Source organism: Streptacidiphilus sp. MAP12-33 (assembly GCF_041261265.1).
Taxonomy (GTDB): Bacteria; Actinomycetota; Actinomycetes; order Streptomycetales; family Streptomycetaceae; genus Streptacidiphilus.
Window position 1 is genome coordinate 65,523 of the sequence record NZ_JBGCCA010000041.1, and the last position, 21,658, is coordinate 87,180.

20 protein-coding genes are annotated in these 21,658 nt (G+C 72.7%); 8 read left to right on the top strand and 12 right to left on the bottom strand.

The annotated features are described in order from the left end of the window. Positions 1 to 2: 2 nt before the first annotated feature. Positions 3 to 1,376, bottom strand: a complete 1,374-nt coding sequence (locus ABH931_RS32995; protein ID WP_370121670.1) for a hypothetical protein — start codon at positions 1,374 to 1,376, stop codon at positions 3 to 5. A gap of 298 nt (positions 1,377 to 1,674) precedes the next feature. On the opposite strand from ABH931_RS32995, the gene ABH931_RS33000 reads away from it, so the two are divergent. Both ABH931_RS33000 and gcvH read left to right on the top strand, forming a co-directional pair. Further along, a complete protein-coding gene (locus ABH931_RS33000) occupies positions 1,675 to 2,295 on the top strand; it encodes a DedA family protein (RefSeq protein WP_370121727.1) in 621 nt (206 codons plus the stop codon). A gap of 224 nt (positions 2,296 to 2,519) precedes the next feature. Beyond that, positions 2,520 to 2,900 (top strand): glycine cleavage system protein GcvH, encoded by a 381-nt coding sequence (gene gcvH, locus ABH931_RS33005; protein WP_370121673.1) that lies wholly within the window; start codon positions 2,520 to 2,522, stop codon positions 2,898 to 2,900. 712 nt (positions 2,901 to 3,612) lie between these two features. Here the strand turns inward: gcvH and ABH931_RS33010 are convergent. The 7 genes from ABH931_RS33010 to ABH931_RS33040 all read right to left on the bottom strand — a co-directional run bounded on the left by ABH931_RS33010 (position 3,613) and on the right by ABH931_RS33040 (position 9,602). Next, complete coding sequence (locus ABH931_RS33010; RefSeq protein ID WP_370121676.1) at positions 3,613 to 3,816, bottom strand: cold-shock protein; 204 nt, start codon at positions 3,814 to 3,816, stop codon at positions 3,613 to 3,615. A gap of 208 nt (positions 3,817 to 4,024) precedes the next feature. Continuing rightward, positions 4,025 to 4,933, bottom strand: coding sequence for an alpha/beta fold hydrolase (locus ABH931_RS33015; protein ID WP_370121679.1), 909 nt, complete (start codon positions 4,931 to 4,933; stop codon positions 4,025 to 4,027). Next, the gene (locus tag ABH931_RS33020; RefSeq protein WP_370121681.1) at positions 4,930 to 5,961 is read right to left on the bottom strand and encodes a branched-chain amino acid ABC transporter permease; all 1,032 of its coding nucleotides are present in this window, start codon (positions 5,959 to 5,961) and stop codon (positions 4,930 to 4,932) included. The genes ABH931_RS33015 and ABH931_RS33020 overlap by 4 nt, the downstream gene beginning before the upstream one ends. Beyond that, on the bottom strand, positions 5,958 to 6,821 hold the full coding sequence (locus tag ABH931_RS33025; protein WP_370121684.1) for a branched-chain amino acid ABC transporter permease: 864 nt from the start codon (positions 6,819 to 6,821) through the stop codon (positions 5,958 to 5,960). Before ABH931_RS33025 ends, ABH931_RS33020 begins: the two co-directional genes overlap by 4 nt. Beyond that, the gene (locus ABH931_RS33030; protein WP_370121687.1) at positions 6,821 to 7,555 is read right to left on the bottom strand and encodes an ABC transporter ATP-binding protein; all 735 of its coding nucleotides are present in this window, start codon (positions 7,553 to 7,555) and stop codon (positions 6,821 to 6,823) included. The genes ABH931_RS33025 and ABH931_RS33030 overlap by 1 nt, the downstream gene beginning before the upstream one ends. Positions 7,556 to 7,605: 50 nt before the next feature. After that, a complete protein-coding gene (locus ABH931_RS33035) occupies positions 7,606 to 8,370 on the bottom strand; it encodes an ABC transporter ATP-binding protein (RefSeq protein WP_370121690.1) in 765 nt (254 codons plus the stop codon). 5 nt (positions 8,371 to 8,375) lie between these two features. Continuing rightward, positions 8,376 to 9,602: a substrate-binding domain-containing protein gene (locus tag ABH931_RS33040; RefSeq protein ID WP_370121693.1), complete on the bottom strand. Its 1,227-nt coding sequence runs from the start codon at positions 9,600 to 9,602 to the stop codon at positions 8,376 to 8,378. Between the two features lie 282 nt (positions 9,603 to 9,884). Between ABH931_RS33040 and ABH931_RS33045 the strand changes: the two genes are divergently transcribed. The 5 genes from ABH931_RS33045 to ABH931_RS33065 all read left to right on the top strand — a co-directional run bounded on the left by ABH931_RS33045 (position 9,885) and on the right by ABH931_RS33065 (position 16,549). After that, positions 9,885 to 10,679 carry a CoA transferase subunit A gene (locus tag ABH931_RS33045; RefSeq protein ID WP_370121696.1) on the top strand — a complete coding sequence of 265 codons (795 nt, stop codon included), beginning with the start codon at positions 9,885 to 9,887 and terminating at the stop codon, positions 10,677 to 10,679. Further along, the gene (locus ABH931_RS33050; RefSeq protein WP_370121698.1) at positions 10,676 to 11,305 is read left to right on the top strand and encodes a 3-oxoacid CoA-transferase subunit B; all 630 of its coding nucleotides are present in this window, start codon (positions 10,676 to 10,678) and stop codon (positions 11,303 to 11,305) included. Before ABH931_RS33045 ends, ABH931_RS33050 begins: the two co-directional genes overlap by 4 nt. A 323-nt stretch (positions 11,306 to 11,628) precedes the next feature. Beyond that, complete coding sequence (locus ABH931_RS33055; RefSeq protein ID WP_370121701.1) at positions 11,629 to 13,278, top strand: glycosyltransferase family 2 protein; 1,650 nt, start codon at positions 11,629 to 11,631, stop codon at positions 13,276 to 13,278. Between the two features lie 101 nt (positions 13,279 to 13,379). Next, positions 13,380 to 15,260, top strand: a complete 1,881-nt coding sequence (locus ABH931_RS33060; protein ID WP_370121730.1) for a galactose oxidase-like domain-containing protein — start codon at positions 13,380 to 13,382, stop codon at positions 15,258 to 15,260. Continuing rightward, the gene (locus ABH931_RS33065; protein ID WP_370121703.1) at positions 15,257 to 16,549 is read left to right on the top strand and encodes a carbohydrate-binding protein; all 1,293 of its coding nucleotides are present in this window, start codon (positions 15,257 to 15,259) and stop codon (positions 16,547 to 16,549) included. The genes ABH931_RS33060 and ABH931_RS33065 overlap by 4 nt, the downstream gene beginning before the upstream one ends. Before the next feature lie 3 nt (positions 16,550 to 16,552). Here the strand turns inward: ABH931_RS33065 and ung are convergent, their stop codons facing one another. From ung to ABH931_RS33085, 4 genes are all read right to left on the bottom strand, one after another. Beyond that, entirely contained in the window at positions 16,553 to 17,245 is a 693-nt protein-coding gene (gene ung / locus ABH931_RS33070) for a uracil-DNA glycosylase (RefSeq protein ID WP_370121706.1), read from the bottom strand. Positions 17,246 to 17,267: 22 nt separating this feature from the next. Next, complete coding sequence (locus tag ABH931_RS33075) at positions 17,268 to 18,071, bottom strand: TetR/AcrR family transcriptional regulator (protein ID WP_370121709.1); 804 nt, start codon at positions 18,069 to 18,071, stop codon at positions 17,268 to 17,270. A gap of 29 nt (positions 18,072 to 18,100) precedes the next feature. Next, complete coding sequence (locus ABH931_RS33080; protein ID WP_370121712.1) at positions 18,101 to 18,853, bottom strand: class F sortase; 753 nt, start codon at positions 18,851 to 18,853, stop codon at positions 18,101 to 18,103. 952 nt (positions 18,854 to 19,805) lie between these two features. After that, positions 19,806 to 20,468, bottom strand: coding sequence for a hypothetical protein (locus ABH931_RS33085; protein WP_370121715.1), 663 nt, complete (start codon positions 20,466 to 20,468; stop codon positions 19,806 to 19,808). A 275-nt stretch (positions 20,469 to 20,743) separates the two neighbouring features. Between ABH931_RS33085 and ABH931_RS33090 the strand changes: the two genes are divergently transcribed. After that, complete coding sequence (locus ABH931_RS33090; protein WP_370121718.1) at positions 20,744 to 21,523, top strand: HAD-IIA family hydrolase; 780 nt, start codon at positions 20,744 to 20,746, stop codon at positions 21,521 to 21,523. Positions 21,524 to 21,658 lie beyond the last annotated feature (135 nt).

Genomic DNA, 21,658 nt, shown 5'->3' on the forward strand with positions numbered 1-21,658 from the left:
GGTCAGGCGTACTCCCGCAGGCGAGGACGGACGCCCGCCAGCACCAGCAGCATCGCGACGGCCATGACGGCGGCCGAGACGGCCGCCCAGCCGGACACGTCACCGGCCGCCGCCGACCCGTGCGTGGCGAAGGCCGCCGCGTCGTCGGCGGCCAGCGCGTCGAGATGGACCGCGAAGTCGTAGTAGGAGAAGGCCGCGTCCTGCCGGCCGACGCCGGTCAGGCGCAGGGCGGCGCCGTTGATGTCGCCACTGTCGGCCACCTGTCGCAGTCCGGTGTCCGAGGCGAGGTACGCGTCGAAGCGCTGCCGCACCACGGCCGCCGCCGGGGCGTCGTCCGCCGCCAGCAGGTGCTTCACCTGGGTGGCGTCGCTCTGGAACGCGGTGGCCAGCGCGGAGCGGTAGTCGATGTCGACGACCCAGCGGCTCTCCCGCGCCTCCGCGTCGACCGCGGCGACGGACGCCTGTGAGAGCCGGGCGTACGGCGTGTACCCGGCGGAGACGGCGGTGTCGGCCTCGCTCGCGGCGCCGAGCAGCGCACTCGTACTGCCGACGAGCAGCGCGGCGACGCAGGCCGCGGCGGCCAGCAGCGGCCCGTTGAGGACACGGTGGTAGCGGGCCGTCAGGTCCCGCTGCCACCACAGCAGCACCAGGAGCGTGGCCACGCCCAGCGTGCCGAGCAGCACCGCGTACGTGGTGGCGGCGTCGTGCACGGAGGCGCGGTCCGACGCGACCTGCCGGTCGGCGTCGCCGAGCACCGCGCTGACCGCGGGCAGCAGCTGGGACTGGAGCAGCGCGTCGGCCTGGGCGTAGTTGTCGACGGCGCCGGCCGGCGGGTGGCCGACGACCGGGTCGGCCTGGGTGCCGACGAAGTACTCCTCGGTGCCGGTCCAGGCGTCGTAGAGGTTCAGCGTGTTCAGCAGGGACTGGACCTGCTGCGGTGCGGCGGAGGCGAGCTGCGCGAGGGCGGCGGCCGCGTCGCGCTGGTCCGCCTGCGCGGTCAGCCCGGCCAGTACGCCGTCGTCGACGAGGGCCGGCGTGGCCGTCGGGTTCGCCGGGTCCGGCGCCGCGTAGCCGACGACGAGGGACTTGGCGCGCTGCGCGTCGAGGTCCGCGAGCGCCTGGTAGAGCCGTCCGGCCGCGACGGCTCGCGGCTCGGAGACGGCGGTGAGCTGGTGCACACGCGCGACGGTGTCGGCGAAGCCAGCCAGCGCCGTCACCAGCAGCGCCGCGAGCAGCAGCAGCGCGGCACCGGCCTGCGCCCGCAGGCGGAGCACCGGTCCGACCGCGCGCCGGCGCGCTGCGGCGGGCCTGCCGGGCCCGGCCGGGGGTATCGGCGCGGCCGGGGCGACGGACGGGGCCGAAAGCGTGGCGGTCATGGTGACGACCCTAGGAATCGGGAGGGTCCTCCGGCTGACACGAAGTCAGCCGCTGGGTGAACGAGGTGTCACGATGCGATAGCGGACGGTCCCGGTCCGGCAGCGGAGCGTGTTCCCAGCCTTTACCCAGGTAAGAAGCGAGTGATCGGTGACACATGGGGCGCGTGCCCGGTGGGAGAATGCACCGGCTAGCGTTGGTCGTCGACCAAGGCAGGGGGAGGCTGGGCCGAGCGTGACGGACCGGTAGCGAAACAGACGACCGAACAGGAACAGGCAGAGTGCAGTGGGCGTGAACGTGATGCTCGGCTACCTGGAGTCCTCGTGGTTCTATCTACTGGCGCTGCTCGCGGTCTTCTCCGACGCGTTCCTGCCCTTCGTCCCCAGCGCGTCCATCGTCGTGGCCGCCGTGCTGGAGTCGCGTGAGTCACACGCCCCCCTGCCGCTCCTGATCGCGGGTGTGGCGGCGGCGTCCTTCGCCGCCGACCTGGTGCTGCTGCGGCTGGGCCGCAACAGCGGCGCGCGGGCGCGCCGCTGGATCGGGCGCCGCGCGGGCACGCTGGAGGCGGCGGCGACGGTCCTGTCCGCGCTGGAGCGGAAGCCCGGCCGGACCGTGATCATCGCCCGCTTCGTCCCCGGCGGCCGCAGCGTCCTCGACCTGGCGGTCGGCACGGCGGTGTCGCCGCCGCGCCACTTCGTCCGCTGGTCCGCGGTGTCGGCGGCGGTCTGGTCCGTCTACGTCATCGGCGTGGGCTGGCTGAACGAGAACGCGTTCAACACGTTCTGGCTGAGCCTCGCGGTCTCCTTCGCGGCGACGACCACCATCAGCGCGTTCGTCGCCCGCAAGGTCGCCCGCCAGCGCGCCCGCAACCGCGCGGCAGCGGCGGTCTCCACGACGGAGTCCCTGGCCGAGGCCGCGTAAGCCTTCCGACAGCGGGACGTTTCACCACCAAGGGGCGCGGGGAACTGCGCGAGCAACCCACCCGAGGCAGATGGCCCTGCCGGCTCGGGAACTCAAGACCCTGGGTGGCTTGTCGCGCAGGGCGATTCTTCGGGTCGTAGCACTGTCCATCAGGTAGCGAATGCTTCAACGCGCCCCCAGGGCGATGCCGTTCACCGGCGATGCCGCCTGGCAGATTGCTGTCCATGACAACCCTCAAGAATCTGAAGTACACGCGCGAGCACGAGTGGGTCCTCGTCGAGGGCAAGACCGCGACCATCGGCATCACCGACTACGCCCAGAAGCAGCTCGGCGACATCGTGTTCGTGGAACTGCCGGAGGTCGGCAGGTCGCTCGATCAAGGCAAGGAGTTCGGGACGGTGGAGTCCGTAAAGGCGGTGAGCGAGATCTACGCTCCGATCGGCGGCAAGGTGACGGCCGTGAACGCGGAGCTCGACGATGCGCCCGAGGACATCAACAGCGACGCTTACGGCACGTGGCTGGTCAAGGTCGAAGTCCGTGATCCCAAGGAGCTCGCCGGCCTGATGAGCGCACAGGATTACGACACGTACTGCGCCGACTCGTGAGGCCGTCCAGGCGACGCAGCCGCATGTAAGCCTTGACCGGAGGCGTCCACTCCGCCAAGATCATCGCCGATGGCTCCGCCGCGTCCCCCCGTCGGCGGGGCCATCACCGCGTCCCGACTCGGATCACTCCCACACGTCGAGGCCGCCGCCGATCCACTCGACCATGTCGTCGGAGTCGAGGTCGAGGTCGAGCTCGTCCAGGCCGGCCCGACGGCAGAACTCGGCCACATCCGCAAGGCTGTACGCCCTCCCCACCTGGGTGCCGAGGATGTCCACACGGCGACCCGCGCCGACGAGGCGCGATCCTTCCGGTTCGTGCGGGACTGGACGGGCGACGATCACAACGCGTTCGCCACGTTCTTGAAGGACTGGCTGTCACGCGAAGGCCCCGCCTGGACCGCGCCAGACGGGGCCTTCACTGCTCACTCTCGACGGCGTCGCCAGGGCCGGCGGGGCGACCGCCTTGCAGGCGCCTGGAACCGCGTGGTTGCGTCGCGCATGAGCCTGTCGTGCAGCTCGGCGCAGGCGTCGGCCTCGTTGTCGAACAGGCCCTCGCTGGTTCGCTGGCCTCGCTCCGAGTAGTACACCGCCCAGCCGTCGGGACGCCGCTCCATGGCGTGGGCCTCATGGGGAAGGCCGCCATCGAGCTCGTAGGCGTCTGGCCGAACACAGGCTTCGTCGAGGGCCCGCCGAAGTTCGGCGCGGTTCAGGGTCAGCCGCGGACGATGTTCTCGGCCTGCGGGCCCTTCTGGCCCTGGGTGATGTCGAAGGTGACCCTCTCGCCCTCGACGAGCTCCTTGAAGCCGTTCCCGGTGATCTGGCGGAAGTGCGCGAACACGTCCGGGCCGCCGCCGTCCTGCTCGATGAAGCCGAAACCCTTCTCGGCGTTGAACCACTTCACGACGCCCTGAGCCATAACGTTCTCCCATTCGGGACGAAGGGATACGCACTGCGCGCGTACCCCTGGGGTTGTCGCGTCCTCGAACAGCAGGTGAAGCGGTGCGGCGGACAGCGAAGTACGGAGATCACGCTACCGGGCGACTGCGGTCCGTGACGAACCACCGCTCATGTTCACCGCTAGCAGCCGGACCCGACCTTCACCCGCGCCCCGGACGTGCTGCGACTCACTCTCTGAGCAGAGCGTCCGCGAGGTGGCCGGCCGGGCCGGGGGCCGTGAGGACGGTGTAGTGGTTGGTGTCCGGGACGACCTCGAAAGGGACGCGGAGGGTGTCCAGGCCGGCGGCAGCCACGCGGGAGGCGTCCAGCAGGGCCTGGGGCTCGTTCAGGAGCCCCCGCTCCGCGAGGAGGAGCTGGGCGGGGACGGGGAGCTCGTGGACCGCGCCGAGGACCTCCCTGTCGAAGACGGCCAGCCCGTCCGCGCGGACCGCGTCCAGGACGCAGGACGAGCGCAGCGACGGCTCCGCGCCGACCAGGTCCCGCTGGATGTACGCGTCCACCGCCGCCGACCACATCCCGCCGCCCACGGCGGGGTGGGCCTGCCAGAACTCCCGGTATGCCTGCCGCGAGGCGAACGTCATCGAGAGCCTGGCCATGGCCGGCCCGAGGACGGCGTTCAGCAGCTCGTCGCCCGCCAGCCCGGGCGGCGGCGGGAAGCCGACCCCGCCGTCGACAAGCAGGACGGACGAGAACAGCCCCGGGTACCGCACCGCGGCCAACGCCGCGACGTACGCGCCCATGGAGTGGCCCGTCAGCCGGACCGGGCCGCCACCCGCCAGGGCGCGCACCACCGCGGCCAGATCCGCGGCGTGCTGGGCCAGGCCCCAGGGGCCGGGTATGCCCGCGCTCGCGGCCCGGCCGCGCAGGTCGGGGGCCAGCAGTGTCGCGCGGCCGTCCAGCGCGTCGGCGACCGGGCCCCAGGCGAGGCCGTTGGCGGTGATGCCGTGCGCGGCCAGCACCACGGGGGCGTCGGGCACGGAAGCCGGCCACCGCAGGACCGTCAGCTCGCCGCCCTCGACCGGGACCGGCACTTCCTCGAAGGCCTCGTAGGCCCCGTAGGCCGATACGGCACTCATGCCTGGGCTCCCCTCCCTCGCAGACGGGCCGGAAGGCCCGCGACACCGCCCGGCAGGGCGTAGACGACGACCACGAACAGCACCCCCAGCAGGAACAACGGCTGCGACAGCGGCACCCGCAGCACGGACGGCAGGCCGGCGATCGTCCCGGAGCCCGCCAGGCTCGCGAGTCGATGCTGCGCCCAGGTGTACAGCACGCCACCGACAAGCGGCCCCCAGCGCGTCCCCGAGCCGCCGAGCACCACCATGACCAGCAGCGAGAGCGTGAAGTCGGAGGTGGTGGCCTGCGGCGTGGCACCGCCGGTGAGCAGAAGGTAGACCACACCGCCGAGCGCGGCCAGGGTGCCGGCGAGCACGAAGGCGACGAGCTTGAAGCCGTAGGGGCGCAGGCCCAGCACCTCCACCCGGCGCTCGTTCTCGCGGATGCCCTCCCAGACACGGCCGATCGGCGAGCGCACCGCCCACTGCACGGCCACCAGCGTGACGACGAGATAGGCCAGCGCGATCCAGTAGAGGTTCGCGGTGTTCTGGATGCCGACCAGCCAGCCGGGCAGGCCGGTCGCGGCCAGTCCCTCCTCGCCGCCGGTGACGCCGCCCGGGTCGCGCTCGACCAGGATGGAGCCGGCCTGCGCGAAGGCGAGGGTGACCATGGCGAAGCCGATGCCCGACATGCGCAGGCTCACCGAGCCGAGCAGCGCGGCGAGCACGACGCCGGCGAGCAGCCCGAGCCCCGCCGCGAGCCAGAAGTTCAGCCCGGCCTGCGTCAGCAGCAGGTCCGTGGCGTAGGTCCCGCCCGCGAAGTAGAGGGCGTGGCCGAAGGAGAGCAGGCCGGTGCGGCCGAGCAGCAGGTCGTAGCCGGTGGCGAGGGCACCGAAGACCAGGCAGAGGGCCAGCAGTTGCAGGCTGCCGGGACTGCCGATCGGCCCGTCCAGCAGACCGGGCAGCGGCAGCGCACTGTACGGGAGCAGGACCAGCACGGTCAGCGCGAGCAGCGGCCACCACCGCCGGAGCAGAGCAGGGACGTTCACGCGAGCCTCCCGGTCAGGCCGCTCGGCCGCACCAGCAGCAGCGCGGCGAGCATCACGACCACGGACAGGTCACCCAGACCCGCGGTGCTGTAGTAGTTGGCGAACTGCTGGACCAGCCCGACCACGACGCAGGCGACGGCCGCGCCGCTGACCGACCCGAGGCCGCCCATCACGACCACGACGAAGCCGAAGACGAGCAACGAGCTGCCCTGGGTCGGGTCGACGGAGCCGAAGTAGAGCCCGGCGAGGCCCCCCGCGAGAGCCGCGGCCGCGCCGCCGATCGCGAAGACCAGCGTGAAGGCCTTGCGCACGTCGATCCCGAGCGCGGTCACCATGGCCCGGTCCTCGACCCCGGCCCGCACGACCAGCCCGTGGCGGGTCCGGCCGAGGAACACCTTGAGGGCGACGAGCACCACCAGCGCGGCGCCGATCAGCACCAGCCGGTCGACCGGCACGTTCGCGCCGAGCACCGTGAACGTCCCGGCGAGCGAGCCGGGGACGGGGAAGGTGCGGGCGTCGGCTCCCCAGATCGCGGAGAGCAGCGCCGGGACGGCCAGCCCCACGCCGACCGTGGCCAGCACCTGTTCGCGCGGACGCCGGTAGAGCGGCCGGATCAGGCCGAGTTCGAGCGCGACGGAGGCCAACGTCCCGACGGCGGTGCCGAAGAGCAGCGCGAGCGGGTAGCCGAAGCCGTGGCTCGCCGCCCACCAGGTGGCGTAGGCGCCGACGGAGAGCAGCGCGCCGTGGGCGAAGTTGAGCACGTCCATCAGGCCGAAGATGAGTGACAGGCCGGACGCGACGAGGAAGTAGAGCGCACCGAGGCCGAGTCCGGTGACGGTGAGCAGGACGACGGTGGACATCAGTGCTCCCTTCGTGTCGCGTCGACGTCCGCGCGGCGGCCGACGCCGAGCAGGGTGCGGGACTTCTCGGCGTCGGCGAGCAGCTCGGCCGCCGGTCCGGCGTGGGCGGTGCGGCCGTCGGCCAGCACGACGCAGTGGTGCGCCAGCCGCCGGACCAGCGCCAGGTTCTGCTCGACGAGCAGCACCGGGACGGCCTCGGCGGCACGTTCCAGCGCGACGGCGACCTCGGTGACGACGCGCGGCGCGAGGCCCTTGGTCGGCTCGTCCGCGATGATCAGGCGGTTGCCGCGGTTGAGCAGGGTGCGGCCGATGGCGACCATCTGCTGCTGCCCTCCGGAGAGGGTCCCGGCGGCCTGCCGGGCACGCTGCCTGAGCTCGGGGAAGAGCTCGTGGACCAGGTCGTAGGCGGGGTCGGGGTCGCGTTCGGCGAGCCGCAGGTTCTCCGCGACCGTCAGCGCGGCGAAGATGCCGCGGTCCTCGGGGACGTAGCCGATGCCGCGCCGCACGATCCGGTGCGTCGTCATCTCGACGGTCTCCGTGTCGTCGTAGCGGACGGAGCCGGTGCGCGGGACGAGTCCGAGGACGCCGCGCACGGTGGTGGTCTTGCCCGCGCCGTTGCGTCCGAGCAGCGCGGTGACGCCGCTGCCGGCCACGTCGAGGTCGACGCCGTGCAGGATGTGGCGGCCGCCGATGACGACCTTCAGGTCACGGACGCTGAGCAGAGGGGACTTCACAGCATCCTCCCCCGTTCGTGCTCCGCCTCGGCTCCGTTTGGGCTGCGCGCTCACAGCGACTCCCCCAGGTAGGCGAGTTGCACGGTCTCGTCGGCCATGACGGCGTCGGGCACGTCGAGGGCGAGCAGCGTGCCGTGGTGCATCACGGCCAGGCGGTCGGCCAAGCCAAGCAGGACGTCCATGTGGTGCTCCACCATCATCACGGTGCGGCCCTCGTCGCGGTGGAGCGAGCGGATCAGCTCCGTGAGGGCGGGCACCTCCTCGGCGCTGACGCCGGCCATCGGCTCGTCGAGCAGCATCACCCGCGGGTCTCCGACGAGCAGCACGGCCAGCTCCAACTTCCGCTTCTCGCCGTGCGAGAGGGAGCCGGCGAGCGCGTCGGCGCGGTCGGCGAGGCCGGTCCGCCCAAGTGTCGCCGTCACCTCGGCGGTGAACGGCCGTGCCCGGCGCCACAGCTGGAACGAGCCGCCCTGCGCCGCCTGGGCGGCGAGGCGGACGTGGTCGGCGACGGTCATGGCCGGCCAGAGGCTTGAGGTCTGGAAGGTGCGGCCGAGCCCGCGCCGGGCGCGCGCGTGCGGGGCGAGCCGGGTGATGTCCGCGCCGTCCAGCGCGATGCTGCCGCGACTGACCGGGTTCAGGCCGCTGACCAGGTTGAACAGCGAGGTCTTGCCGGCCCCGTTGGGCCCGATGAAGGCGAGGAACTCGCCCTCGCGGACCTCCAGCGAGACGTCGTCGAGGATCACCGCGCCGCCGACGCTCCACCCCACGTCCGTGAGGCGGAGCACCGGCGGCGCCTGGTGCGCGTTCGTCGTCACGCGTCTCAGCCCGCGATGGTCTTGGCCGGCGGCGCGACCTGGTCGGCGGTGAGCGCGGTCAGCAGCTTGGGCTGCGCGGAGGCGCCGGAGCCGGTGAGAGTGGCCTGGAACATCGGCTGGAGCAGCGCGTGGTCGGAGGCGCGCACCTGCTCGGCACCCTTGGGTCCGTCGAAGGACCAGCCCTCCAGTGCCTTGACCATGGCGTTCGTGTCGGTGCCCGACGCCTGGATCGCGTGGACGATCATCAGCGCGGCGGTGAAGCCGTCCGGCGAGAACAGGTCGGGCGTGCCGCCGGCCTTCGTGATGCCGTTGATCATGGCGGTCTCGACGGGGTTGTTGCCGCCCGCGCCCGGGAAGTAGTGCGCGAGGAAGTCGACCTTGGTGCCGGCGTTTCCGAAGATGGGATACGAGGCGGTCCCGGCCAGGCCGGTGACGACCTTGGTCGAGCCGAGCACGCCCTGCTGGTCCAGCGCCGTCCACAGCGCGGGCGCGGTCGCACCGGCCCAGGCGACGTAGACCAGGTCCGCCCTGGCGGACTTCACCTGCTGCGCGAACGGGGTGAGGTCGGTGGCGCTCGGCGGCGCGAGCACCTGCGTGACGGTCGCGCCCTTGGCGCCGAGCACCGCCTTCACGGCGGCGACGTTGGCCTGCCCGAACGCGCTGTCCTGCGCGAGGACGAGGATCTTCTTGCCGCTCGGGTCCCCGACGAAGGAGCCCGCGGCGGCAATGTCCTGGTAGCTCTCCCGACCGGAGCGAAAGGTGTACTTGTTGATGCCGGTCAGCGCGTCGGTGGCGGCCGGGCCGGAGACGTAGAGCACCTGGTTCTGCGCGGCCAGCGGCGCGAGCTGTAGCCCGATGCCCGAGTCCGTGGTGCCGGCCAGGATCTTGACGCCCTTGCCGATCAGGTCCTTGGCGTCGGCGACGGCGGTGGCCGGGTCGCCGGTGTCGTCCTGCTCGATGACGTCGACCTGATGCCCGTTCACCTTGCCGGTCCCGTGCGTGGCGTAGGCGAGGCCGGCCTGGAAGCCCTCCTCGTACTGCTTGCCGTAGGCGGCGAGCAGGCCGGTCTTGGAGTACAGCAGACCGACCTTGACCGGGGCGTCGCCGCCGCCGGTGGGGGCGGCGGTGCCGGCGGTCCCGGCGGAGGCGCATCCCGCGAGCAGGGCAGTGGCGGCGGCCGCGGCGAGGCAGGCGACGCCTCTGGTCGGGAGGGACGGGCGGTTGGTGCTCATGGCTGCGGCTCCTCGGTCTGCAGGGTGGATGCCGGAACCGTAGGAGCGGGGGCGCCGCGCTGACATGTGACCGGGCACCGCATCCCCTGCGGGAAGCATGTGGCCGACCGACATGGCTGGAGGCACACAGGGTCAGTTGCACTTCCCTCAGGGGCGCGGGGAACTGCGCGACAAGCCACCCGCCCAGCCGCACGCCGAACGAGCAGGGCCATCCGCTCATCAGTGGTTTCTCGCGCAGTTCCTCGCGCCCCTGAAGTGGCCCCCTCCGAGCAAAGGAAACCCATGGACAAAGTCCTCCGCTCCGCGGCCGAGGCCGTCGCGGACATACCCGAAGGGGCCTCGCTCGCCGTCGGCGGGTTCGGGCTCTGCGGGATACCGTCGACCCTCGTCCGCGCGCTCGTCGACGCCGGGACCGGCGGCCTGCGGGTCGCGTCGAACAACTGCGGCGTCGACGACTGGGGTCTGGGCCTGCTGCTGCGGGAGGGCCGCATCGCGCGGATGACCTCGTCGTACGTCGGGGAGAACAAGGAGTTCGCCCGCCAGTACCTCTGCGGCGAGCTGGAGGTGGAGCTCGTGCCGCAGGGCACCCTCGCCGAGCGGCTGCGGGCAGGTGGCGCCGGGATACCGGCGTTCTACACCCCGGCGGGGGTCGGCACGCAGGTCGAGGAGGGCGGACTGCCCTGGCGCTACGGCCCGGACGGCGAGGTCCTCCTCGCGTCCCCGCCCAAGGAGCTCCGCACCTTCCACGGCCGGGACTACCTGCTGGAGGAGGCCATCACGGCCGACTTCGCGCTGGTCCGAGCGGCCGTCGCCGACCGGCACGGGAACCTGGTGTTCCACGCCGCGGCGCGGAACTTCAACCCGCTCGCCGCGGCCGCCGGCCGCGTCACCCTCGTCGAGGCCGAACGCATCGTGGAGGCCGGTGAGTTGGCCCCCGACGCGATCCATCTCCCGGGGATCCACGTCGACCGCGTGGTTCAGGCCGACCCCGGCGACAAACGTGTCGAGCGCCGCACCACCCGCGCCGCCGGCCCCGCCGCCCCCGCAACCCCCGCAACCCAGGAGGCCGGACGATGACCTTGACCCGCGACCAGCTCGCCGCCCGCGCCGCCGCCGAACTGCGGGACGGGCAGTACGTCAATCTCGGTATCGGCCTGCCCACGCTCGTGCCGAACCACCTCCCCGCGGGCGTCCACGTCGTACTCCACTCCGAGAACGGCATCCTCGGCACCGGCCCGTACCCGGCGGCCGGAACCGAGCATCCGGACCTGATCAACGCCGGCAAGGAGACCGTCACCGTGCTGGGAGGGGCGTCCTTCTTCGACTCGGCGGCGTCGTTCGCGATGGTCCGCTCAGGTCGCGTGGACGTGACGATTCTCGGCGCCATGCAGGTCTCCGCCGCGGGCGACCTGGCCAACTGGATGATCCCCGGCAAGATGGTCAAGGGCATGGGCGGCGCGATGGACCTGGTCCACGGCGCACGCCGGGTCGTGGTGGTGATGGAGCACACCGCGAAGGACGGCAGCCCCAAGCTGCTGAACGGCTGCACCCTGCCGCTGACCGGACGCCGGGTGGTGCACCGGGTCATCACCGATCTGGCCGTCCTCGACGTCGACGCCGACGGACTGCGCCTGGTCGAGACCGCGCCCGGGGTGAGCGTCGCGGACGTGCGCGCGGCGACGGAGGCACCCTTCCGTATCTGAGTGCGAATCCAGCTCACACTGACGACGTGTCCGGAGCGATGTCCCTCTTTCGCGTTAATTCTCTGGAGTCGCTTGCTCACCGCCCGTCACGGCACGCAGGCTTGAAGTCACGGTCGCACCGGGGGGTCCGGCCGGTTCAGCACGACTTCAGGGGGTTTGGCCGCGGCTCCGCAGGTCGGCGCGCGGCGCAAGGGGGGTTCGCACGTGACGCACACGTCTGCCGCGCCCCGGGTCGTGGCGGGCCCGAGGCTCCGCCCGTCCCCGGGGCAGGCGCTCACACTCCGCTCTACGACTACGAGCGGTTCGGCCGGCTCGCCGGGCCGGTGACGGAGGCCCCGCCCGGCCCGTACCGGGTGGCGTACCGCAAGCTGCTCAGCGACGCGCCGAACCGGCGCCGGGTCTGGGCGCTGATGGTGCTGGCGCCGCTGATGGAGCTGGCGCTGCTGGTGTGGATGGTCCTGCCGCGCAACTGGACCACCCGGCCCTACGATCCGCGCACCTGGCTGCTGGCACTGGACAAGACGGTGCTCGCCTGCATCGTCGTGATCGAGCTGTTCCGGCTGCTCCAGGTGGTCTCGAACGCGCACGGTTCGCTCTTCGCCCGCGACCCGGTCCCGGTGCGCGCGCAGAGCGGCACCCGCGTCGCCTTCCTCACCACGGCCGTGCCCGGCTCCGAGCCGGTGGAGATGCTGCGGCGCACCCTCGAGGCGGCGGTGCGCGTCCGCCACTGCGGCACACTGCACGTCTGGCTGCTCGACGAGGGCGACACCGGCGAACTGCGGGAGCTCTGCGCGGAACTGGGTGTGCGCCACTTCAGCCGGCTCGGCGTCGAGGAGTTCAACGCGCGCAAGGGCCCGTTCCGGGCGCGCACCAAGCACGGCAACTACAACAGCTGGCTGCACGTCCACGGCGAGCACTACGACTACCTCGCCGCCGTCGACCCGGACCACGTGCCGCACCCGGGCTTCCTGGAGCGCACCCTGGGCTGGTTCCGCGACCCCGACGTCGCCTTCGTCGTCGGCCCGCAGGTCTACGGCAACTACCACCGGCTGATCACCAAGGCCGCCGAGAGCCAGCAGTTCCTCTTCCACTCCGTGGTGCAGCGCGCGGGCAACAAGTACCACGCGCCGATGCTGGTCGGCACCAACAACGTGCTGCGGGTCGACGCGCTGCGTCAGGTCGGCGGCTACCACGACTCGGTGACCGAGGACATGGCCACCGGCCTGATGCTGCACACCCGCCGCAACCCGGCCACGGGCGCCCGCTGGCGCTCGGTCTACACCCCCGACGTGCTCGCCGTCGGCGAGGGCCCGAGCTCCTGGACGGACTTCTTCCGCCAGCAGTCCCGCTGGAGCCGCGGCACCTACGAGACGCTGCTCAAGCAGTTCTGGTGGCGGATGTGGCGGCTCTCGCCGGGCCGGATGGTCAACTACCTGCTGATGCTGACCTTCTACCCGATGTCGGCGATCTCCTGCATCCTCGGCGCCGTCAGCAGCGTGCTCTACCTGGTGCTCGGCGCCTCCGGGGTCACCGTCCCGACCTCGACGTGGATGATGCTCTACAGCGACGCGGTACTGCTGCAGATCGGCCTGTACGCGGTGAACCGGCGGCACAACATCAGCCCGCACGAGAAACCCGGCTCCACGGGCGTCGGCGGCATGGCCGTCGGCGCGCTCGCCACCCCGATCTACGCCACCTCGTTCCTGGCGGCCCTCCTGCGGATCCCCACCGGCTTCCGGGTGACGCCCAAGGGCAGGTCCGCCAGCGGCGACCGGCTGCTCACCTTCGGCACGCACCTGCTGTGGGCGCTGCTGTTCGGCGGCGCCCTCGGCGCCTCCTTCGTCACCCACAACACCTATCTCGCGATGCGGATCTGGGCCGGCATCGCGCTGGCCACCAGCCTGCTGCCGATCGTCATCTGGCGGATCGACGCTGCTCGCTCCGTCCGTTCCGCCCGGAGGAAGACCTCGTGATCCTCTCCCTGCCCCGGTTCGTCCGCAGCGGCCGCCGCCCCTTCTCGCTGCGCACCAAGCGGCTGGCGCTGGGCAGCAGCCTGGTGCTGACCGTCGTCGGCATGAACGCCCCGGCCGCCGTCTCCTTCGCCCAACAGCAGTACCACGCCTACGAGATAGCCCAGCCCTGGTACAAGGCCACGTACGGCTCGTGGAGCACGCTGGTACTGCCCCCGCAGTTCCGGGTCAACGCGATCCACGCCAGCCTGCTCCACACCGGCAAGGTGCTGATCATCGCGGGTTCCGGCAACGACTCGGACAACTTCAAGGCCGGGACGTTCAAGACGCTGCTGTGGGATCCGGTCACCAACACCTACAAGCTGATCCCCACGCCGGACGACATGTTCTGCGGCGGCCACTCCCAGCTGCCGGACGGCAAACTGCTGGTGGCGGGCGGCACGCTGCGCTACGAGGTGCTGGGCGCCGCCGTCACCACGGCGGGCGGAACGATGCAGGTCTTCAACGAGGACCCGAACAAGGCCCGTACCGTCGCCAAGGGCACCGTGTTCACCGCCCCCGACGGGCGGCAGTACACCTCCGACGACACGCTCGTGCTGGGGCCCGCCCAGAAGGTGCGGGTCACCGACCGCAGGGCGCCCGGCGGCTTCCGGACGGTCGTGCGCCACACCCAGCAGGCCGTCTTCGTGCTGGCCGTCAAGCCCGGCAAGGGCCAGAACGTCAAGGTCAGCACCCGGTTCCAGATCTCGGGGCTGTCCGGCAACGACGCCAACACCCTCTACGGCATGACCGGCAACATCAACATGGGCGACCAGAACTTCGAGGGCATCAAGGCCTCCTACGAGTTCGACCCGGTCAGCGAGCAGTACCAGCTGGCCGACCCGATGCAGTACGCCCGCTGGTACCCGACGCTGGCACCGCTCGCCGACGGCAAGGTCGTCGCCGTCTCCGGCCTGGACGACACCGGCGCGATCCTGAACGGCCAGAACGAGATCTTCGACCCGGCCACCAAGAAGTGGACACCCGGCCCGAACCGCTACTTCGCCACCTACCCCTCGCTCTTCCTCACCGCGGACGACAAGCTCTTCTACTCCGGCTCCAACGCCGGCTACGGCGACCCGAAGAAGGGCCGCACGCCCGGCCTGTGGGATCTGGCCGGCAACACCTTCCAGGTGGTGCCCGGCCTCACCCGGCCCGACCTGACCGAGACCTCCTCCTCGGTGCTGCTGCCCCCGGCGCAGAGCCAGAAGGTGATGTTCATGGGCGGCGGCGCCCCGGGCGAGTCCGCGGTCTCCACCGACCGCACCGCGATCGTCGACCTGAACTCCGCCGACCCGCACTTCGTCCCCGGCCCGAACCTGCCCGGCGGCGACACCCGCTACCTGAACAGCGTGATCCTGCCCGACGACACGGTCTTCACCACCGGCGGCTCCAGCGACTACCGGGGCAAGCACGGCAGCGACATCCTCAAGGCCGACGTCTACCACCCGGACACCGACACCTTCACCCCGGCGGCCGACCCGACCGTGGGCCGCGACTACCACAGCGAGGCGCTGCTGCTGCCGGACGGCCGCGTGGTCACCCTCGGCTCGAACCCGCTCTTCGGCAACAAGCAGGACGTTGGCCCGCAGTTCTTCGAGCAGCGCATCGAGATCTACACGCCCGCCTACCTCTACCAGCAGGGCAGCCGTCCCAGTGTCACCGGTGGCCCGCAACAGGTACGGCTCGGCGGGACGGCCCGGTTCAGCACGTCGGCGGCGGGCGACATCGCCTACGCCCGGCTGATGCGTCCCTCCTCCGTCACCCACGCCACCGACGTGCAGCAGCGCAGCGTCGCCCTGCCGTTGACGCGGGCGGCGGACGGCTCGGGTGTGAGCGTGACGATTCCCCGGAGCAGCGGACTGGTGCCGCCGGGCTGGTACATGCTGTTCGTCGTGAACAAGGCGGGGGTGCCGTCCGTGGCGCGGTGGGTGCAGGTGTCGTGAAGTCGCCCCGAGCGATTGTGCCGGCCGTCGTCCTGGCCCTGCTGGCGGCAGGGGCGGTCGGGTTCGTGCTGCTGCGCGGCGGGGCGTCGTCGGCGTCGGGTGGGCCGGACGCCGCCGGATCGTCGCCGCCGGGCTGGTCCACCGTCTGGCGCGACGACTTCGGCGGCCCGGCCGGCGCGCCGCCCGACGCGGCGAGCTGGGTCGTCGACACCGGCACCGGGTATCAGGGCGGTGCCCCGCAGTGGGGCACCGGCGAGGTCGAGCGCTACACCGCCGACCCGGCCAACGTGCGCCAGGACGGCCTGGGCCATCTGCTGATCACGCCGCAGCGCGACGCCTCCGGACAGTGGACCTCCGCCCGGATCGAGACCCGGCGCACGGACTTCCGACCGGCGCCCGGCTCGGTGCTGCGCTTCGAGGCGCGGCTGCAACTGCCGCAGGTGAGCGGACCGGCGGCGCTCGGCTACTGGCCCTCGTTCTGGGCGCTCGGCGCCGGGGAGCGCCCGAATCCCCACGCGTGGCCCGGCATCGGCGAGTTCGACGTCGTGGAGAACGTCAACGGCGACGACACCGTGCGGGGCACCATGCACTGCGGCGTGGGCCAGGGCGGTCCCTGCAACGAGAAGGTCGGCCTCGGCGGCACGACGCCGTGCGCGGCCGGCGCCTGTCGCGGCGGCTTCCACACCTACGCGCTGGAGTGGGACCGCAGCGGCCCGGTCGAGGAGCTGCGCTGGTACCTCGACGGCACCGAGTACTGGACCGTCAAGGCGAGCGACGTCTCGGCTGCGGCCTGGCGGGCCGCCACCACCGCCGGGGACTTCCTGCTGCTCAACGTGGCGGTCGGCGGCCAGTTCCCGGACGCGCTGGCGCCCAGGGGCGTCACCACGCCCACGGCCGGCACCCGGCCCGGTGTGCCGATGGTGGTCGACTGGGTGGCCGTGCTGCAGCGCACCGGCGGCTCCTCGCCCACGGCGAGCCACCCGGCCGTGCCTCTGCCCACGCTCACGCCCGGCAACCCGAGGGCCGAACTACCCGGATACGACTTCGGCTCGATGCTCACCCCGGCCACGGGCGTGACCGTCGGCTATCACGCCACCGCAACGGCCAAGCTGGAGCTGCGCGTGGACTCCCCCGGCAGCCCGACCATCGGTGCGGTGGACCTCCCGGCGGGCGGCGGCACGGTGACGGCGGCCCTGCACCTGCCGACCAAGGGGGTCCACGACCTCTACCTGACCCTGGTCACCCCCGGCGCCACCGTCACCGTGGCCTCGCTTCAATTCACCCGCTGATCCCTATTCGCTCAGCTGCCAGCTGATCGGGGCGGCGCCGAAGTCGGCCAGGGCCTTGTCGATCTGGGAGAACGGCTTGGTGCCCAGGAAGTGGCGCGCGGAGAGCGGCGAGGGGTGGCCGCTCTGCACCACCACGTGGCGGCTGGTGTCGATCAGCGGGAGCTTCTTCTTGGCGTAGCCGCCCCACAGCACGAAGACCACCGGCTCCGGGCGGGCGCTGACAGCCTTGATGACGGCGTCGGTGAACTTCTCCCAGCCCTTGCCCGCGTGCGAACCGGCCTCGTGGGCGCGGACGGTGAGCACCGCGTTGAGCAGCAGCACACCCTGGTCCGCCCACTCCTCCAGGTTGCCGTGCTTGGGCGCGGTGAGGCCGAGGTCGGTGCCGAGCTCCTTGTAGATGTTGCGCAGCGACGGCGGCACCTTGATCCCCCGACGGACCGAGAAGCACATGCCGTGCGCCTGGTTGTCGTCGTGGTACGGGTCCTGACCGAGCAGCAGCACCTTCACCCGGTCGAGCGGGGTGTGCTCCAGCGCGGCGAACACCTCACCCTGCGGCGGGAAGACCTGACCGGCGGCCCGCTCGGCGGAGACGAACTCGGCGAGCTCGTGGAAGTACGGCTGCTCCACCTCGCTCTGGAGGGCCGCGCGCCACGACTCGGGCAGCACGAACTCGTCGGTGGGGGCAGGCTTGGACATGCGGGATCCTCCGGGCGGTGCCTCAGGACTGACTCGATGCGGAAACGCTATCGCCCGCCACCGACAACCCCGTTCCCGGCCGCCCGGCCCGCACGGCCCGCATGCGCTCCAGGGTCACCGCGAGGCCGTCGAGGACGGTGTCGACGCCGGACTCGAAGGCCTCGTCCGGGTCGGGGTGGTCGTCCGCCTCGTGGACGAACCTGGCCATCAGCGGGTGCCGACCCTCCGCCAGCACCCCCATCAGATACGGCCCGACGACGTTGCGGTACTCGTCCTCGGTCACGCCGGTGCGGCGCAGCGTCTCCGCCTCGGCGATCTCGCCCATGACGAAGCCGCGCACGTAGGCCATCACGGTCCCGCCGAAGCGCGCCATCGCGTCGATGCCGATGCCCTGGCCGTCCATCGCGGCCATCATCCGCTCGCCGTTGTCCAGCACGTTGGGTCCGAGCGGCGGACGGGAGGCCGAGGCGCCGAGCACCCACGGGTGCCGCAGCACGAGCCCGCGGTAGCGCAGCGCGATGCCGCGCAGCTCGCCGCGCCAGTCCCGCTCGCGGGGCGGGCGTTCGCCCTCGCCCATGACGTGGTCGATCATCAGGTCGAGCAGGTCGTCCTTGGTCTCGACGTAGCGGTACAGCGACATGGTGCCCACGCCCAGCTCGGCCGCGATGCGCCGCATCGAGACCGACTCCAGCCCCTCGGCGTCTGCGAGCGCGACGGCGGCGCCGACGACGGACTCCACGCTCAGGGACGGCTGCGGGCCGCGCCCGGCGCTCCGGGTCCGCGCCCACACGGGCGTACGCGCCTCCGCCAAGACGTCCTCCTCCACGCAGGTGCGTACATTGTACGCACCTCGCCTCAGCGGACGCCGCTCAGGTGCGCGAAGAGGACGACGTTCCCGGTGTACTCGTGCCGGCCGCGGTCGAACGCGCCACCGCAAGTCACCACGCGCAACTGCGCGCCCGGGGAGGGCCCGTAGACCTGGGCGGAGGGGAAGCCCGCCTTCGGGTAGGCACGCACCAGGTCCACGGTGAAGACCGCTGTCCGCCCGTCCAGTCGGGTCACGTCCACCTCGGCCCCCGGCCGCACGGCGGCGAGGTTCCAGAAGACGGCGGGCCCGGTCGTGGTGTCGACGTGCCCGACCACGACCGCGGTCCCGCTCTCACCGGGCGACGCGGAGTCCCGCAGCCAGCCCGCGGTGCGCGGCAGCGAGAACGGCGGCAGCTCGGCGGCACCCTTGCCGTCCATACCGAGCCCGAGCAACGGCGCCTGGAGGCGCACCGAGGGGATCGCCAGGGCGAGCGGCGTCGAGCGCGCGAGCGGCTGCGCTTGCGCGCTCGCTTTCGCTTTCGCTTGTTGCAGGGGCTTCGACGCGAGCCGGCTCGCGTTCTGCCGCGTGGTCGCTGTCGCGGTCCGGGCCGGGGTCGGCGTCGGGGCGTGCGGTGTGGCGGCGCCGGTCCGCTGCTGGCCGGGCAGGACCGCGTCCGATCCCGAACCGCCACGCGGGGCGTTCCGCCCCACGTCGGCGACAGGGCCGACGCTGTGGCGGGCACGGCCGACCCCGTACAGCACCCCGCCGAGCGCGACCGCGAGCAGCACGACCGAGACCACCGCCAGCACCCGGCGCCGCCGCCCTCGTCCGCCCCGCCCCGGCCCACCACCGGACCGCGGCGCCCGGCCGCTCCCGCAGCCGGCCGGAACCCCGCCGACAGCAGCCCCGCCGGCGGCAGCACCCGACGCGGAGCCGGCTCGTCCTGGCCCACTACCGGACCGCGAAGCCCGTCCGTTCCGAGCCACGGCCGGAACACCTCCGGCCGGATCACCTCCGGCCGCAACGGCGCCCGGCGCGGAGCCGGTCCGCCTGAGCAGTTCGGAGACCCCGGCCCTGGCCCGAAGCCGCATCATCCGCGCGGCGCCCCGGACCCCGCGCACCCCGACCGAGCGGCCCACCGCTGGTGCGCCCGTCCGCGAGCCCTCCGTGCGCGCTTTCGCCGCCTGCCGCGCACGCGCGAACGCGCGCACGGCGGAGCCGAGAGTCCCTGCCGCCACGGGCGGCTCGCCGCCTGCGCGGCGCGGCGCGCCGGCAGCCGGTCGCCGCTCCGGCGTGGGCGAGCCCGCCGCCCCGTCGGGCATCCCGTCGCGGCGAGCGGCCGGAGCGGGACGCTTCGGCGCCGGCCGCGCCGCCTGGGCCGGCCTACCCGCGCCTGCCCCGCTCCTGTGCCCGCCGCCCACCTTCGGCAACGGCCGGGCCTGCGCGGAGACCGCGGAGACCCCCGCCCCGGCATTCGCCCCGCCGCCCGCCATCGGCGCCGGACGAGCCTGCGCGGGAGTTCCTCTTCCAGCGTTCGCCCCGGGCTCGCGGACGCCGCCCACCCTCGGCGCCAGCGGCGCCTGCGCAGGGGCCCCCGTACCCGCGCTCGCGCCATCGTCAGGCCCGCCCGCCGCTTTCGGTGCCCGCCGAGCCGCCGGCCGGCCCGGCTTGCCCGCACCTGCCCCACCCCTGCGCTCTCCGTCCGCCTTCGGCGGTGTCGCACCGCCCTGGCTCACGTCCCGCGGCTTCCGGTCAGGCATCGACGTCCACCGGGTCGAGGTCGAGGCGGTGGCGGCGGCGGAGGGTGAGGGCGGCGACGCAGGCGAGGGAGGCGAGGGTGAGGCCGATGGCCGCGTCGCGCGGCAGCGGGGAGGGGGCGGCCGGGGCCGGCTGGGAGGCCGGTGCGGAACGGGTGCGGAGCACCCTCCAGCCGCCGCCGGTCGCGGGAGCGCCGAGGTCGGCGATGGTGAGCCGGCCCGCCGCGACGGGGTGGCCCGCGCAGAACTCGTGCACAAGGTAGGTGCCGGGCGTCACGGTGGCGGAGATCCGCGCGGCGGCGTAGAGGCCGCCGTCCTCGGCGAGCGCGAGCCCGACCGGCCCGGCAAACGCCGCCGATCGGACCTCGCCCGTGCTGGTGCCACCGCAGTCCGCGAACGTGCGCAGGTCGACGGAGCCGCCGGGGCGGCTCTGCGCCGGATCGACCGTCATCGTCTCCAGCACGACCGGCGGCTGCGCCTTCGCCCGGCCCACCGCCCCGGGTGCGACCGCTCCCTGCGGCGCGAGGCCGCCGACGGTGACCAGGGTCGTCCCGCCGCCGGGGAGGGCGTCGGAAGCGAGGACGGGATCCGCGCACCACAGAGTCAGGAGCGCGGCGGACGCGAGTACACCCGCGATCGCCCTCCACCGCTTCGCCATGTTCCTGGTCACCCTTTCGGTCCGTCACCTGAGTAGCTGACGCACCGTGAGAAATATGACGATCGCCCCATGCCCCAAACGCCGACTCGTCCACCCGGGTGAGCCCGCCACCGCCGCGCCACCCGTCCGGCTCAGCCGGGCATCGAGCGCCTGACACCGAGGGGCCCGGGTATTCGCATGGCGAGACGATCGGATCCGTTCTCTCGCCGTCGCGGAGGTGATCGATAGGCTTGAGCTGTCTCGTACGCCTCGAGTTCCGCAGGAGAGTCGCCCCCATGGCAGAGCGCAAGCCCATCGAATCGTGGCTCACCGACATGGACGGGGTGCTCATCCACGAGGGAGTGCCGGTCCCCGGCGCGGACACGTTCATCCAGACGCTGCTGGCCAAGGACAAGCCGTTCCTGGTCCTCACCAACAACTCGATCTACACCCAGCGCGACCTGCACGCCCGCCTGTCGCGGATGGGCCTGGAGGTCCCGGAGGAGAACATCTGGACCTCCGCGCTCGCGACGGCCGCGTTCCTGGCGGACCAGCGGCCCGGCGGCACGGCCTACGTCATCGGTGAGGCGGGGCTGACCACCGCGCTGCACGCGGTGGGTTACGTCCTGACCGACTCCGAGCCGGACTTCGTCGTGCTGGGCGAGACGCGGACCTACTCGTTCGAGGCCATGACGAAGGCCGTCCGCCTGATCAACGACGGCGCGCGCTTCATCTGCACCAACCCGGACGCGACCGGCCCGAGCCTGGAGGGAGCGCTTCCGGCGACGGGTTCGGTGGCCGCGCTGATCACCGCCGCCACGGGCAAGCAGCCCTACTTCGTCGGCAAGCCCAACCCGCTGATGATGCGCGCAGGCCTGAACCAGATCGGCGCGCACTCGGAGACGAGCGCGATGATCGGCGACCGGATGGACACGGACGTGCTGGCGGGCCTGGAGGCGGGCATGACCACGTTCCTGGTCCGCACCGGCCTGACCTCCGACGACGACATCGACAAGTTCCCCTACCGCCCCTCGCGGATCGTGGACTCGATCGCCGACATCGTGGACCTCATCTGAGACCCCTCCGCTCATGGACGTGGCCCCCCCCCCCGGGGGGGGGGGGGCGGGGGGGGGGGGGGCGGGGGGGGGGCCCCCCCGGGGGGGGGGGGCGGGGGCGGGGGGGGCGGGGGGGGGGCGGGGGGCGCGCCCCCC